The 14309-nt window shown below is 44.6% G+C and carries 13 protein-coding genes; 5 read left to right on the forward strand and 8 right to left on the reverse strand.

The window, feature by feature from the left end; genetic code table 11:
• Together ACIFO6_RS23130 and ACIFO6_RS23135 are read left to right on the forward strand one after the other, a co-directional pair.
• The coding region (locus tag ACIFO6_RS23130; RefSeq protein WP_430044295.1) for a helix-turn-helix domain-containing protein at positions 1-719 on the forward strand (719 nt) is incomplete at its 5' end.
• 198 nt (positions 720-917) lie between these two features.
• On the forward strand, positions 918-3221 hold the full coding sequence (locus ACIFO6_RS23135) for a GDYXXLXY domain-containing protein (RefSeq protein ID WP_430044346.1): 2304 nt from the start codon (positions 918-920) through the stop codon (positions 3219-3221).
• A gap of 226 nt (positions 3222-3447) precedes the next feature.
• Here the strand turns inward: ACIFO6_RS23135 and ACIFO6_RS23140 are convergent, their stop codons facing one another.
• Positions 3448-4056: a homocysteine S-methyltransferase gene (locus tag ACIFO6_RS23140; protein WP_430044297.1), complete on the reverse strand. Its 609-nt coding sequence runs from the start codon at positions 4054-4056 to the stop codon at positions 3448-3450.
• 275 nt (positions 4057-4331) lie between these two features.
• On the opposite strand from ACIFO6_RS23140, the gene ACIFO6_RS23145 reads away from it, so the two are divergent.
• Both ACIFO6_RS23145 and ACIFO6_RS23150 read left to right on the forward strand, forming a co-directional pair.
• Entirely contained in the window at positions 4332-5387 is a 1056-nt protein-coding gene (locus ACIFO6_RS23145; RefSeq protein WP_430044300.1) for an AEC family transporter, read from the forward strand.
• Between the two features lie 17 nt (positions 5388-5404).
• Complete coding sequence (locus ACIFO6_RS23150) at positions 5405-6424, forward strand: 2-hydroxyacid dehydrogenase (RefSeq protein WP_430044301.1); 1020 nt, start codon at positions 5405-5407, stop codon at positions 6422-6424.
• Between the two features lie 51 nt (positions 6425-6475).
• On the opposite strand, the gene ACIFO6_RS23155 is transcribed toward ACIFO6_RS23150, so the two are convergent.
• The 5 genes from ACIFO6_RS23155 to rlmN all read right to left on the reverse strand — a co-directional run bounded on the left by ACIFO6_RS23155 (position 6476) and on the right by rlmN (position 11984).
• Positions 6476-7213, reverse strand: coding sequence for a response regulator (locus ACIFO6_RS23155; RefSeq protein ID WP_430044303.1), 738 nt, complete (start codon positions 7211-7213; stop codon positions 6476-6478).
• On the reverse strand, positions 7210-8796 hold the full coding sequence (locus ACIFO6_RS23160) for an ATP-binding protein (RefSeq protein ID WP_430044304.1): 1587 nt from the start codon (positions 8794-8796) through the stop codon (positions 7210-7212). Before ACIFO6_RS23160 ends, ACIFO6_RS23155 begins: the two co-directional genes overlap by 4 nt.
• A 323-nt stretch (positions 8797-9119) precedes the next feature.
• A complete protein-coding gene (locus tag ACIFO6_RS23165) occupies positions 9120-10052 on the reverse strand; it encodes a dihydroorotate dehydrogenase (protein WP_430044306.1) in 933 nt (310 codons plus the stop codon).
• Complete coding sequence (locus tag ACIFO6_RS23170) at positions 10033-10734, reverse strand: dihydroorotate dehydrogenase electron transfer subunit (RefSeq protein ID WP_430044308.1); 702 nt, start codon at positions 10732-10734, stop codon at positions 10033-10035. The genes ACIFO6_RS23165 and ACIFO6_RS23170 overlap by 20 nt, the downstream gene beginning before the upstream one ends.
• Before the next feature lie 152 nt (positions 10735-10886).
• Positions 10887-11984 (reverse strand): 23S rRNA (adenine(2503)-C(2))-methyltransferase RlmN, encoded by a 1098-nt coding sequence (gene rlmN, locus ACIFO6_RS23175; protein WP_430044309.1) that lies wholly within the window; start codon positions 11982-11984, stop codon positions 10887-10889.
• 283 nt (positions 11985-12267) lie between these two features.
• On the opposite strand from rlmN, the gene ACIFO6_RS23180 reads away from it, so the two are divergent.
• Positions 12268-13137 carry an AraC family transcriptional regulator gene (locus tag ACIFO6_RS23180; RefSeq protein ID WP_430044311.1) on the forward strand — a complete coding sequence of 290 codons (870 nt, stop codon included), beginning with the start codon at positions 12268-12270 and terminating at the stop codon, positions 13135-13137.
• 205 nt (positions 13138-13342) lie between these two features.
• Here ACIFO6_RS23180 and ACIFO6_RS23185 read toward each other — a convergent pair whose 3' ends face one another.
• Both ACIFO6_RS23185 and ACIFO6_RS23190 read right to left on the reverse strand, forming a co-directional pair.
• Complete coding sequence (locus ACIFO6_RS23185) at positions 13343-13789, reverse strand: AbrB/MazE/SpoVT family DNA-binding domain-containing protein (protein ID WP_430044313.1); 447 nt, start codon at positions 13787-13789, stop codon at positions 13343-13345.
• Positions 13790-13791: 2 nt separating this feature from the next.
• On the reverse strand, positions 13792-14268 hold the full coding sequence (locus ACIFO6_RS23190; protein WP_430044315.1) for a hypothetical protein: 477 nt from the start codon (positions 14266-14268) through the stop codon (positions 13792-13794).
• Positions 14269-14309 lie beyond the last annotated feature (41 nt).

The raw sequence follows: 14309 nt of genomic DNA on the forward strand, positions 1-14309 counted from the left end.
TTCATATTACAATCCGTCATAAGCAAAAGAAATATCATGTGCAAAGGTCCGACCTGTTCTGCTTCTTCCCGCATCTTGCACATGAATATTACACGGATCAGGAGAACCCGCTACAAAAGGTATGGATTGCTTTTGAGGGACCCAAATCCCTTGCGCTGCTGGAGCGAATCGGGATTAATCCCTGTACGCCTTTTTTGGCCAACGCAGTAAGCGAGGAAGTCACTGGACTCATATCGAATTTGTTTTCCATTGTAAATGACAACAGCAGACGTGACAGCGATCTCTCGCGTCTCATTACACTACACCAGATTTTCGAGGAGCTGTCCCGCAACACATCGGACACACTGCGCAATTCTGTATGCTCGGGCTATTGGCTACAACAGGGGAAAAATTACATTGATATGCACTATTGTGACCGCATTACGATTGAACAGATTGCCGAGCATGTAGGTGTGGATCGCGCGCATTTTTCACGCAAATTCCATTCCACCTTCCTGATTTCCCCCGCCAAGTATTTGCAAAACCTCAAAATCAATGAGGCCAAAAGATTGCTGGAGCAAACGACTTACAATTTGTCGATCATTGCCCAGTCCATCGGCTACACGGATATGTCTACCTTTTCCAAGGCATTTAAGAAAACGGCCGGGATTCCGCCGCGTGAGCATCGGTTCCGGCATCAAGCCCGGCAAGAGTTCCACACACCAACGCTTAGCATGTAGCGAGGCGGGGCAGGTGTGGAAAAACAGCATATGGATAATAGCATGGGTATGCTGGCATGGAGTTCAGCAGCGATACAGGAGAACAATCGTATACGGTGGTTCTCCTTTTTTTATGACCTGATCCTAATTCCGATTTGGTTCTTAGCCCTTTCAACGCTATAATAGGCATCAAACCAACAGGAAAGGGACGTGAAACGAATGCTGCGATTCAATGCGATACGTATGGGCTATCTGCTGGGCATCTCACTGGTACTGGCCGCGATTATTTATTTTTTCGCCTCCAATTGGGGTGGGCTGGATCGGACGGCCAAGATTGTGCTGGCTGCTGCGCTTATCGTTCTGTTCTATGGCTTGTCCTTTGTATTTGCACGTGTACGCGCTGTTCCCAGTCAGCAAGCCTTTCTGTCAAATATATTTCTGGTGGCAGGCTGTATAGCCTTTGGCGTTTCCGTGGCGTTGCTCGGTCAAATATACAATTCTCACGCGGATAGTTACGGGTTATTTTTAATCTGGTCGGTTCCGGCTTTGCTGCTAAGCTGCATTACCCGCTACAATCCTTTTTATATGCTGTCTTATGTGCTGATTCATCTCGCCTTGTGGTTCTACTTTTACCCTACGATGCAAAGCACGCCTTATAGCGAACTGGAATCGCTGTCCATAGCCGGAGTGTTCGCACTGGTCAATCTGGTGTTGTTTCTATTGACGTTCCTCCATCGCCCAAACTCTGGACCGCTGAAATATATGAGCTTTATCGTTTTCCATATTGCCGTGCTGACGATGACTAACTCTTTTGCATTGGATGGATATGGTCTCATTATGAACATACCCTGTATCGCTGTAATCACTATTGGATTTTATGTGTTTATCAAGGTCCGACTGAGTAAAACGCTGCTCACCTTGAATGCATTGGCGGCCTCCGCTTTTGCTGTCTTTAAATTTATTGAGTTGGCGGAAGCATACTCTTCATCGCTGTTCTTTGTCTTTGGATTGATTTTTGTGGCGCTGCTGCTGACGGGTAATGTATGGTTTTTCCGCTATTTGAACCGTTTAGGGAAATCATCGCTAGAGGATGGAGAACTATCCAACGAGGAAAAGCGGGATGCTGCAGAGTCTGATACACAGACATCGGACATGAGTGCATCGGAGTCTGAAACAGCGGTTTCCGAGGAACGCGGGGGTGAATGGATCAGCAAAACCGTTTCCCGCATGATTAAGATAGTCGGAGTGCTGATCGGCAGTATATCCCTGATCGGATTAATTAACATAAGCACGAATGTAAACCACACCGAATATGTACTGTTGGGTGTGTCGTTGCTGCTGATGATCTCGATGATTCTCATTCCGGACTCCAAGCTGGATTCTGTAATACGCTATACCTTGCTGACGATCAGTTATATTACAGGCTGGGTAGCCATTCTCTGGTCAGATATGACGTTGCTTTCGGTACTGTTTTTGATCGTTTCCATCGCCGGATGGTTTCGCTCCAAAGGGAAAAGGCAGATCTTTTTTACCTATACCTTTGTAAACCTGAACTTGGCGACCATTCTATTTCAGCAGTTTCAGGAGTGGGATTCTTGGAACTGGTCCTTTGAGTACATTATCCTTGCTCTTTTCTTGGTCAATGCTGTGCTGTATGCAGCAAGTTATTTTATACCCAAGACGGCATCGCGGGAACACCTTCGGGATAGCTCCTTATTTTTCAGCCTGCTATTTATGTTGTGGGCGACCTTTTTCGAGGATGTCATTCCACACTCTTATGTGCTGACTAACATTCTTTATTTCGTTATCGTTACAGGTATGGTCTTTGCCTTCATCCGACTAAAACATAGATCGGAGGCCATCACAAGCGTAGCGTTCTGGTTTATTTTTATTGGCTTCAAGTACTATGATTTGTTGTGGACGCTACTGTATAAGTCCTTTACGCTGGCACTGGTGGGTGTCATTGCAATCGGAATTACGTGGTGGGCAGATCGGCGGATGGCCCATAGCGGCAAGACAGCGTTTGATGCTGACCACCGCAGCTTTAGCTTCATACGCTTAAGCCCGCTGCTGATCGCCGTAGTCATCGTGCTACAACTCGGTGTGATCGGCTATCAGACCGTGAGAAGTGAAACCCTGCTTGCCACAGGCGCTTCCATTAAGCTCAAACTGGCTCCTGTAGACCCTCGCTCCCTGTTACAAGGCGATTATGTCATGCTTAATTACGATATCTCTACCCCTTTTTCGCAGGACAATTGGAACCGGGGCAAGGTTAAAGTCGTTCTCACGCCGGGTAGCCAAGGAGTATATATCGCTGATCGACTGTACCAGGATGGTGAAAAGCTTGCCCATCATGAGGTCATTCTGAACGGGCAATGGGATGGTACGCGTATTCAGTACGGTATTGAGAATTATTTCATCCCTGAAGGAACCGGGCGTAATGTTGAACAGAACGCTCATTATGCCTATATTCGGGTAAGTCAGAACGGGGATGCGTTGCTGGAACGGCTATCAGACAGCTAACCGGAGCTCGTGGAGCTTATCTTGCTTATCGTACCCGGTGGGGTGGCTGTCCTTGCTGTTGTACGTCACACCTGCATGATGCGAAGACCCAGTCGTCATTACAAAAGACAGGCTGAACCAAGCCCCTCCATCGCTGGAGAACCACTTGATTCAGCCTGTTTACTTTTACAGAACAGTCGAAGGACATCCCATATGGATTACCTCTTCATCCTACGCTCAGCCCTGCTTATGCATCTCTCGACCATGCCACAATCTCTTGGATATCCTCAGGCCGAGTCCGGCAACAGCCGCCAAGCAGACGGGCTCCTGCTTCATACCATTGGCGGGCACTCTGCCCGAACGTCTCGGTACAGCTCGTACCGTGCCATGTCTTGGTAACCGGGTCATATTCCTCCCCCAGATTGGGATACACCACCACGGGTTTATCTGTATGACTGCGTATTTCGTGGATGAGCGATGGAATGTATTGCGGCAAAGTACAATTAATACCTACAGCAGCCACTTGCTCATGCTCATCCAGCCATTCGGCGCACTCAGCGGCGGACTCCCCATATCCGTACGAGGACTGAATCAACTCCAGCGCTTCATTTTCGCTTAGCCCCCGTTTGACGTAGCCTTCAACGGTAGCCTGATAGCTCGCGGTGATCGCGCAGTCTGCACCCGCTTCGAAATAGTCTCTATGCACACGCTTGATAGACTCCGGGTGCTCATGAAGTATTTTAGCCGACCATAAGCTGTCGTTCAGATCATGCCCGTGACGCTCCAGCTCCGTAGCCATTGCGCCATCCAGCACGATCAGCGGAAATTCGGCCAGTATATGCTGTATCGGATTCATAGGTTCCTCCTGCTTGTTTCCTCTATTTAACCCACTGATTAAGTGGGATTTAATGATTTACATTATAGCATGTATGTTGGTGAGTACCTCTCATTTTCTCATCTGATGTAACCTATAAATTTTTTAAATTAGTTTCATAAGTTAAATTAATTACATATTGTTCTTTTTTTCACAAAGTTATTTTACTATAAAGGTGCACACCAACACTTTGGCCAAAAGATCAGGGAATTGCATAGTCATATATGTGAAAAAAGGTACAAGAGAGGGTTTTATCTATGTCTTTACTAGAAATGATTACAGCGACCTTAACAGATAACAAAATTGTCAGTTCTATTGCTTCCACCGTTTTTATTATTCTTCTTGGTTTTTTTTGCCGCAAGAAGGGGATTTTTAACGCAGCAGTAGGAAAGCTGTTATCCAAGGTTGTTCTAACCGTGGCTCTACCAGCACTAGCCTTTAATTCTTTCATGCAGGATATTAATCCTATAATGTTAAAACAAGGTATTAATGTTTTGATATGGGGTATTCTCATTTATATTATTCTCATCTTTATTTCAAAACCTTTCTTCCTGAGCTACGACAAGGATAAACAGGATGTTTTACGAGTGTTGACTATTTTCGGTTCTACTACTTTTTTCGGAATTCCAATTGTCGGGGCCATTTATGGGCCTACCGGAGTTATGTACAGTTCCATTTTTAATATAGGCTACCGCATCTTCTTATACTCCTATGGCTATATCAAAATGAGCGGCTTAAAAATGGAGCTTAAAAATCTCAAAACCATGTTTTTAAATACGATTGTTATCGCCACTTTTCTAGGCTTATTAGTTTGGTTGTTTCAGGGCTATTTGCCACAAATGAGCGTAGCTACAGAGGATGGGGCCATTCAGCAGTTCGCTTTTCTAAGAATTGATCAAACCGCTGTCTGGTTGTTCAAGCCCATGACCTACCTTGCTGGGCTAGCTTCTCCATTAGCCTGGTTATCCATTGGCTCGACATTGGGTGAGATCAGCTTCAAATCGGCAGCTACTGATAAGACCTCTTGGTATTACAGCATAGTTAAAGTTTGGATTGTTCCCATTATTAACATCATTTTACTAACCTTGTTGACTGTATCTCATATTCTGTCAGTCGATTCTGTCGCTTTATCTACTATTGTCATTATGATGGCTACTCCTACAGCTACCGTAGCGGCAGCCTATGCCATCAGTTTTGACAAGGAAGCCATATTGACATCCAATGCATCGCTTCTATCTACTATAACTTCTGTCGTCATGATTCCAGTTTGGATCATCACGCTAAATATCATCGATAAAATTGGAATTTTCTAAATCAGGGGGAAAACAACATGTTAAAAATAATTTGCTATGGTGTCCGTTCTTATGAACAACCATATTTCCATGACCTCAATAAATACAACTTCCAACTAACGTTGGTAGAAGAACTGTTAACCTCTAGCAATGCAGAATTGGCAAAGCATCACGATGCCGTTTTGCTAAGAGGAAACTGTGCCGCGAATCGAGACAATCTCACGAAATTTAAGGAATACGGCATTCAATATGTTTTCACCAGAACAGTCGGAATCAACCACATTGATTTGGATGCCTGTAGCGAATTCGGAATGAAGGTCGCACGCGTGCCATCCTACTCTCCGAATGCCATCGCGGAGCTATCCTTAACTCTGGCCATGATGCTGTTCCGTCATACAGCTTATATGACTACCAAAAGCTCGTTCAAAAATTTCATTGTGGACGAGCATACATTCAGCAAAGAGATCCATAACTGTAAAGTTGGGATCATCGGGGTCGGTCGCATTGGCCTGACGGAAGCCAAATTGTTTAAAGGCTTAGGAGCATCTGTTATTGGCTATGATGTGTACCAATCCGACACAGCCAAGGAAGTCATTCCATTTACAACTTTAGATGAACTACTGGCAGAGAGTGATATTGTCAGTGTGCACGTTCCCTATCTGCCGGGACAGAACGACAAAATGATTAATGCCAGATTTTTAGAAAAAATGAAAAAGGGATCTATTCTAATCAATACTTCACGTGGCGAGTTACAAGATAACCAAGCCATTTTGGACGCTTTGCTTAGCAACCATCTGGAAGGCTTCGCTACGGATGTCTTCCCTAAAGAAGATGAATTATTTTTCAGAGCATTTGACCCATGGCAAATGCTCCCCGATCCAACGATCCAGAAGCTTATTGAGCTGTATCCAAGAGTTTTGGTTACGCCTCATGCCGGCTCGAATACCGTTACGGCGCTATCCAACATGATTGAAACTAGCTACGACAACTTCCATGATATACTTACGACCCAATCATCGGATAATCTGGTCCCACTTCCTGTTCTTTCTATGAACTAATCAAGAAGCTCAACACTCTCGTTGGACAAAAGAGAACCGCTATTTCCAGAATTACAATGGAAATAGCGGTTCTTTTAAATTAGGATTCACCTGATAGAGCATTAGCGGCCTTCCAACCTTATGGTATTCTATGGATTCAATCAAGAAGCTATCATCTACCAGGAATTGGATATATTTTTTTACCGTAATACGAGACAAGTCCACTTCTCTAGCTAAGGTTTCGACGGAAAATGGACCGTCCAGCTCTTGGATGCTTTTCAGTATCGTGGTCATGGTCAGTTTCGACAAATTTTTGGACAGGTTTCTGGAAAGATTTTTGGATAGGTTTTCAGAAGGTTCTTTCTTCTCCATACCCGTATGCTCTTCTTTATTAAAATAGTGATCAATGACAGCTTGATTAATTCCGTTCCCTTCCTCCATCACCGTAGCCAAACGCTGGATTTTCTCAACAGCCAGCTTAAAGCGTTCGAATGTAAAGGGTTTAATTAAATAGTCCGCAACTCCATAAAAAACAGCTTCCTTCACCGTTTGAATATCTTTTGCAGCCGTAATTAAAATAACAGACGCGTGATACTGATGCTCCTGAATATGTGATAATAAAGTCAACCCGCTTTTCCCGGGTAAATAAACGTCCAGTAACACCAGATCTGGTGTCCATTTTTGAAGACAATCCTGTGCCTTTTTAACAGTATCTGCCATACATACAACATCCAAATTGTCCATGCGTTCAATAAACTGTTGATTTAGCTCAGCAACCATGGGATCATCCTCAACAATTAAAACCTTCATTCATTTGTCACCTCCAATGTACAGGGCAACTCTACATATATACTTGTTCCCAGGCCCGGTTGGCTGTCGAGCTCAATGATCCCCTGATGATTTTCTACCATGGTTCTAACCAGATTCAAGCCATAGCCTCTGTCTTCACCTTTGGTTGAGAAGCCATGCTCGAATATTCTTTTTTGCATTTCATAATCAATCCCCATACCATTATCTTTCACTTTCAGAATGAATACATTTCCCTCACATTCATAGTTCAATTTCAACTCAATTCTACCAGGTTGTTTTTTTTGTAAAATCGAGTCTATGGCGTTGTCAAAAAAATTGCCCAGTATGTGTATGACATCATGAACGATGTCCTGCATTTCCACATTGGAGACGTTTGAGCTTTCTTCAAGAAGAACCGAAATATTCTGTTCGCTGGCTTCGTTGATCTTACCCATAATAAAACCTGCTAATGCTGGAACTTTAATTCTCTCGGTCAGAAAGCCTACCTCATTTTGATACCGGTGATTTAGCTGCTGGATATACTGACTAACCTCTGTATATTGCCTCATTTCAATCAACCCGGATATCACGTGCATTTTGTTCATAAATTCATGGGTCTGTCCGCGCAGGGAGTTAATATAATATTTTGTACCACTTAACTGGTTGCTAAGATGAATCATCTCGGATTGGTCGCGCAGCGTTGCAACTGCCCCAAAAAACTCATTTTCAATATATATAGGGGTTACTGTCGCAATGACTTCTATACCATTCACATAAAATGAGCGATCCTTGATCTTCTTCTTGTCATCAAACACTCTCTTGAAGAGCACATTATAAAAGTTGGTATCCACCTGCTCGCCAATCGGGGCTTCCATGTCCTGGTTCGCCAGTTGATACTTGGCCTGAGCTTCTTTGTTCATGAGTATAATTTTCTTGTCAGCCGAAATGGCTATAATTCCTTCAGCGACCTCATTTTCAATAATTTCTTTTTCACGTAATCGTGCTGCTATTTCTTGCGGCTCAAGCCCGAATAAAATTGTTTTGATTTTTTGAGCCAGGATGATAGCGCCCAGAACCCCACTAAAGAGCCCAAGCATCAGTCCTCCAAAAATGGTATACTGCGCCTGCATCAAATCATGATTCAGGGTTCTCATGGTCAGTCCTACACATACAATGCCAATGACCTCATTCTGTTTATTAAATATCGGCGTAAAATATCGGTAGCCTGAGCCCAAAATACCTATATTTTCGGAAAAATGGCCCTGACCGGATAGCGCTCTTCTGGCATCATTCAGATCAGAGAACGGTTTGCCAACCATCGTTTCATCCGGATGGGATAGTCGAATTAAATCACGGTTCAGAATGACAACAAAATCTACATTAACGTTATTCATTACTCTGAGCGAATAGTCCTGGATCTGCTTCACAGGAACTCCCTGCTCAACATTTCGAATGACATCGCTGTCACTTGCAATGACCTTGGCAATACCCGAAAGTTTTTCCTTCGTATTATCAAAATGCTTGTTAATCACGAAATTACGAATGAGAAGCAAGGATATAATTAAGGAAATAATAATAACTAAAACAACCAAAATAATAATCATAAACTGTAGCGAAACTTTGAATTGTCGTCTCGGTTTCGACTTACCTTTAAATCTCAATCCCATCACCTAGCTTCTTTCTCAAGCTCTCCATTGGGAAGAAGAGCATGTCTTCTGTCCTATTAATCCCTTAATATATTCGACACTGTTTGACAATTTCCCTCTTAACCTGCAAACTCTAAGAGCTCCAATGACCACAAACGTAGCCTCTATCTGAAATAAAACAATATGCTGAATAAGGGATAACTAATATAAACATAAAACCCCCTTGTCTTGAACAGACAAGGAGGTTCTATGTGCTTTCATTATGAAAATGAGGAAGTATTTTATACGATTCCCCGTATCTCGTCCAACGTCTGCACCTTTTCCCGTTGCATCCATTGTTCAAGACCGTAGACCAGCTCGGCTCCTGCGTGCAAGTGGACAAAATTGTATGTTCCCACCTGAATCGCAGCTGCTCCTGCCATCGTAAATTCGATAATATCCTCCACCGAGCTGATGCCCCCCATCCCGATTACCGGAATGGATACCGCCTGCGCCACCTGATGAACCATGCGCAAGGCAATCGGCTTGATCGCCGGGCCAGAAAGACCTGCATACGTATTCGTAAAAACACTTCGCCGCCGACGTATATCAATTTTCATCGCAGAAAAGGTATTGATCAGCGAGACGCCATCTGCGCCTTCTTCCTCGCACATGACCGCCATCTGCGTAATATTCTCTGCATTTGGGGACAGCTTCACGACTAGCGGAAGCGCCGTTACGTTGCGCACCTGCCGTACTACGTCCCGCGCCACCTCCGTCTGGATGCCGAATTGCATTCCGCCCTGCTTTACGTTGGGACAGGAAATGTTCAGTTCCAGCATATCGACGCCTCTGCGGTTCATCGTGCGCCGTTTTTGCGCATTTTCCGTAATCATGGCTACAGCCTGAACGTACTCCTCCAGATTCGAGCCACCCACATTAGCAATCACAGCCGTGTTCCAGCGCGTCATATCATCCAGCTCATCCTTCAAAAAGGCCGCAACACCTGGATTTTCCAGTCCCACGCTATTGAGCATACCGGATGCTGTTTCATGTATGCGTGATCCGGTATTGCCCGCCTTCGGATGAAGGGTTAATCCCTTGCCGACGATGCCCCCCAACAGATCAGGAGAGTAAAATTCCGCATACTCACGTCCAAAGCCAAATGTACCGGATGCCATGATGATCGGGTTCTTGAACGGTACGCCCGCAATATTACACGCCATGGAGATCATCAAAATCCACCTCCTCTACCGGGAATACAGGCCCTTCCTTACACACCCTCTTATTACCTCCACGGGTATGCATGGTGCAGCCCAAACACGCGCCAATACCACAGGCCATATGTCTTTCTGTTGAAATATATAAACGGGATGACGAGCCTTCTGTCTTCTCTGCAAGCGCTTGTAGCATCGGAGTCGGCCCACAGGAAAACATATTCGCATAGAGATGAGGATCGACCTTCTCGACGATGCTTCCCCCTACCTTGACTTGCACAGATGCTGCCACAGCTTCAAAAGCATTCACCCCAAAGGCTTGCTGCGCAAATCCCAAATAAACATGTGCATGCGGATAATGCTTTGCAGCCAGCAGCAAGGGTGCCGTGCCCATTCCACCGCCTACTAACGCCAAGCTGCCTTCTACCTGAGGAAAGCCATTGCCGAAAGGTCCTTCCAGCTGGATCTCCTGCCCCGGCTGCAACCGGGAAAACAGGCTTGTCCCTTCTCCAACAACCCGATATAAAAAGGAAATGTCCTCATCCCCGATATCGTAAATGCTGATAGGTCTAGGTAGCAATGGGTAACCGATACTGGTACGCAGCATGTAAAACTGGCCCATTTTCCCTGTAAAGGTTCCCTCTATTTTCATCACATAAATGCCCGGAACGAGCGCCACATTCGAAATTACGTTAGCCATATAACCCCTCCACTAACCACTCACTATAACGTAAAAACAGCCGCAATTACGTGACTATTTTCACATTCATAGACTAAGTTAGGTAGGAGCGCTTTTCTTTCAATAGTCCAGGCATAAAAAAGCGTACTCCTGTTAAAGAGTACGCTTCTGTATTAACTAATCGCTTCGCGTTCCGGACTGCGACTCCCTTTTGCATCCTTGCGGATTTGCTTGCTGCGCAACTGTCCGCAAGCCGCGTCAATGTCGACTCCATGCTCCAGCCGAACACTACAGCTAATGCCTTGTTTTTTCAGAACATCATAGAAGCCCGTAATCGACTCCGACTCACTCCGCTGGTATTGGCTATGCTCATCCACCGGATTGTATGGAATCAGGTTTACATTTGCCAAATTACGACGGTGGCCTACCAACTCAGCCAACTCCAGCGCATGCTCCTTGGTATCATTAATATCCTTCAGCAAAATATACTCCAGCGTAATCCGACGATTTGTTTTATCCAGATAGTAATCAATCGCCTCCATCAGCTTCTCAATCGGAATCGCCCGATTGATCTTCATAATGCGGGTACGAGTCTCATTATTCGGCGCATGAAGGGAAATCGCCAGATTGACATGCAGATCGGAATCGGCAAATTCAATAATTTTATCGGCAAGTCCGCTTGTGGACACTGTAATATGACGCGGACCAATCGCCAGTCCTTTATGATCCTTAATGACTCGGATAAAGTCGGACAGGTTCACGAAGTTATCAAACGGCTCGCCAATCCCCATCACAACGACGTGACTGACCCGGTCGCCCGGACGTTCCTGATCCAGATACAGCTGCACCTTCATAATCTGCTCGACGATTTCACCGCTGGACAGGTCACGACTCTTCTTCAACAGCCCGCTCGCGCAAAAGCTGCACCCGATGTTACAGCCCACCTGCGTGGTCACACATACCGACAGCCCAAACTTGTGCCGCATCAATACTGTCTCAATCAGATTTCCATCCTGAAGACGGAACAAGAATTTGACCGTCCCATCCGTAGACTGCTGCTTCACATGCTCTTCCAGTGTTTCAATTGGAAAATGCTCTGCCAACAGGCGGGTACAGTTCTCATGAACCTCCGTCATCGCGGCAAAATCAGTAATCCGTTTCCGGTAAAGTGCGTCCCATACCTGCAACGCCCGGGATTTCTTATGTCCATGCTCGATGAGCCATGCTGTCAACTGATCTAGTGTTAATCCATAAATGGATTCTTTTTTCATGTTCGATCCTCTTTTCAAAACGTTAAAATTCGTCTCAGCCATCATTGCATCATAGCATGTTTAAGCAGTCTTCGCTATTCAAACGCTTCTTTCATTGTCCCAAATTTTAATTATGAACACAAGGGGGGCAGGCGAATTGGAGCTTCCAAAATTTCAGTATGAAATTCCGACTTGAAACAGAGTGTATGTCCCATTAAACTAGGCGACAGAGTCTGTTCGACAAGAGCACGCAAAGACAGGATTACGGACACCGCTAATGATATGATTACATCCAAGGAAGGTGATGCGGTTGGAATGGTTACTTCGGATCAAGAACGCACTGGATCTGATAGAAGAAAGAATGCAGCAGCCACTGGATATCGACGAAATTGCAAAGGCAGCCTATTCGTCTCCCTTTCATTTTCAACGTATGTTTCATATGCTTACCGGCGTCACGGTAGCCGAATATGTACGTAAGCGTCGATTGACCCTGGCTGCACAGGAATTAAGTCTTTCTACCACCAAGGTCCTGGATATAGCGTTCAAATACGGATATGATTCCCCTGAATCTTTTTCTAAAGCGTTCCGTAAGGTACATGGTATATCTCCCTCTGAGGCCAGAAGCCCTGGGGTGAACCTGAAAGCCTTTCCACGTATTACCTTCCATCTATCGTTGAAGGGAGATCAGGATATGGATTATAAAATTGTAGAGAAAGCGGCCTTTACGGTCATTGGGAAGTCCATCCAAGTCACAACGAAAGACGGTGAAAATTTCCGGGAAATCCCGAAATTCTGGGACGAGCTGAACGCGGATGGTACATCGGATCGGATTCAAGCCTTGGGAACAAGCGAGGATATCCTCGGTATTTGTTTGGATTTCAAGCATGGGGAAGAGAAATTCACGTACCTGATTGCCGCCGAAGGCAGTGAGGACGTAGCCACCTCCAACGGATTAGAGTTCAGAACCATCCCAGCCGAAACTTGGGCTGTGTTTACATCCATCGGCCCTATGCCTCATACGATTCAAAAGGTATGGCAAAGAATTTTTCAGGAATGGTTCCCTGCCAGCCATTATGAGCATTCAGGCGGACCCGAGCTGGAGGTATATATGATGGGGGACTCGCGGGCTGAGGACTATCGCTGCGAGGTATGGATTCCGATTATGAAAAAGTAAACCCATAACAAAGCTGATAAACATCTATAAGCAAGTACGAGACAGAAAAACCACCCGGGATGAACTGCACCCCAATTGTTAGACACCATCTAACATTGGAGGTGCAGTTTTTCTATGGCTAAGTTTAGTCCGGACGAAAAATTACAGGCATTTTTTTGTTGTATACAATTGCTCGGAAAATGATCGAAAATGGATCTCGGTCAGCCTACAATAACTTTTTGAGTTGAGATATACGGCCTTGCGAAACGCCAATCCATTTGGCGTATTCGCTTTGCTTGGCATTGGGATGTTCACGCATCAATTCTCTTAGTTTTTCGATCAAGTTTTGTGCCGGCTGATACGTTCGTTTTTCTCTTTGTCTTGGCTCCTTAATCTTGGGCACTGGTATTGTACTAATGCCTATATTCCCCTTCATTTCAGTTATGCAGTTCGTACATAAAAGCTTGCCCTTGAAATAGGTTAGACGTTCAATTGAGCCACACAGCTTACAAGAAGTGCCGACATACTTTTGCAGACCAAAGAAGCTCCCTTCATCATCCACAAGAAATTCAATACCATCACCAACCTCCAAGTTCATGGTTACGCGCATTTCTTTGGGGATAACGATCCGAAATAACGTATCTAGAGAGCGTATCATACCTGTATTTTTCAATGCTAACCTCTCCTTTTGAGTATGGTAGAATTGATGCCCGGATTGGACTTAATCTCTTTCTCATTATTTTTGTTCTGTGTAATTGTTTGACAAAGATTCCTTAAACGAGCTATTGGTATGCGTAACATATCAGAATAATCCTGTTGTGTAGCGTCAGGGTACTTTTCTAGCAAAACCAAAAGCAGCTGTGTCATCACCTCTTTTGGTTGTGGATTCCGTTTATCCTTTTGAGTAGCTATCAATTGACTTTTACATTCATTGCATATGAGAGATTTTTTAAAGGTGCTTAATACCTCGGTTGATTGGCAAAATTTACAGGATTGGCCGATGTATTTACCTAGTGATATTGTGCTCGCTTCTGCATCCATAAAAATTTCCACTGAATCGCCTGGTCTAATATCAACCATATATAGTATTTCTTTAGGCAATCCGAATCGTCCTAGCGAGTCTATCTTTCTTGTCATTGCTATATTTGTCATTGAAACAACTCCCTATTACCAAGATAAAAAGCAATAAAATA

This window comes from Paenibacillus sp. NRS-1781 (assembly GCF_050467745.1).
Classification (GTDB): domain Bacteria; phylum Bacillota; class Bacilli; order Paenibacillales; family Paenibacillaceae; genus Paenibacillus; species Paenibacillus terrae_A.

Coding starts and splice junctions, on each gene's coding strand:
- ACIFO6_RS23135 (WP_430044346.1), top strand. CDS start 918: ATGCTGCGATTCAATGCGATACGTATGGGCTATCTGCTGGGCATCTCA.
- ACIFO6_RS23140 (WP_430044297.1), bottom strand. CDS start 4,056: ATGAATCCGATACAGCATATACTGGCCGAATTTCCGCTGATCGTGCTG.
- ACIFO6_RS23145 (WP_430044300.1), top strand. CDS start 4,332: ATGTCTTTACTAGAAATGATTACAGCGACCTTAACAGATAACAAAATT.
- ACIFO6_RS23150 (WP_430044301.1), top strand. CDS start 5,405: ATGTTAAAAATAATTTGCTATGGTGTCCGTTCTTATGAACAACCATAT.
- ACIFO6_RS23155 (WP_430044303.1), bottom strand. CDS start 7,213: ATGAAGGTTTTAATTGTTGAGGATGATCCCATGGTTGCTGAGCTAAAT.
- ACIFO6_RS23160 (WP_430044304.1), bottom strand. CDS start 8,796: ATGATTATTATTTTGGTTGTTTTAGTTATTATTATTTCCTTAATTATA.
- ACIFO6_RS23165 (WP_430044306.1), bottom strand. CDS start 10,052: ATGATCTCCATGGCGTGTAATATTGCGGGCGTACCGTTCAAGAACCCG.
- ACIFO6_RS23170 (WP_430044308.1), bottom strand. CDS start 10,734: ATGGCTAACGTAATTTCGAATGTGGCGCTCGTTCCGGGCATTTATGTG.
- rlmN (WP_430044309.1), bottom strand. CDS start 11,984: ATGAAAAAAGAATCCATTTATGGATTAACACTAGATCAGTTGACAGCA.
- ACIFO6_RS23180 (WP_430044311.1), top strand. CDS start 12,268: ATGCGGTTGGAATGGTTACTTCGGATCAAGAACGCACTGGATCTGATA.
- ACIFO6_RS23190 (WP_430044315.1), bottom strand. CDS start 14,268: ATGACAAATATAGCAATGACAAGAAAGATAGACTCGCTAGGACGATTC.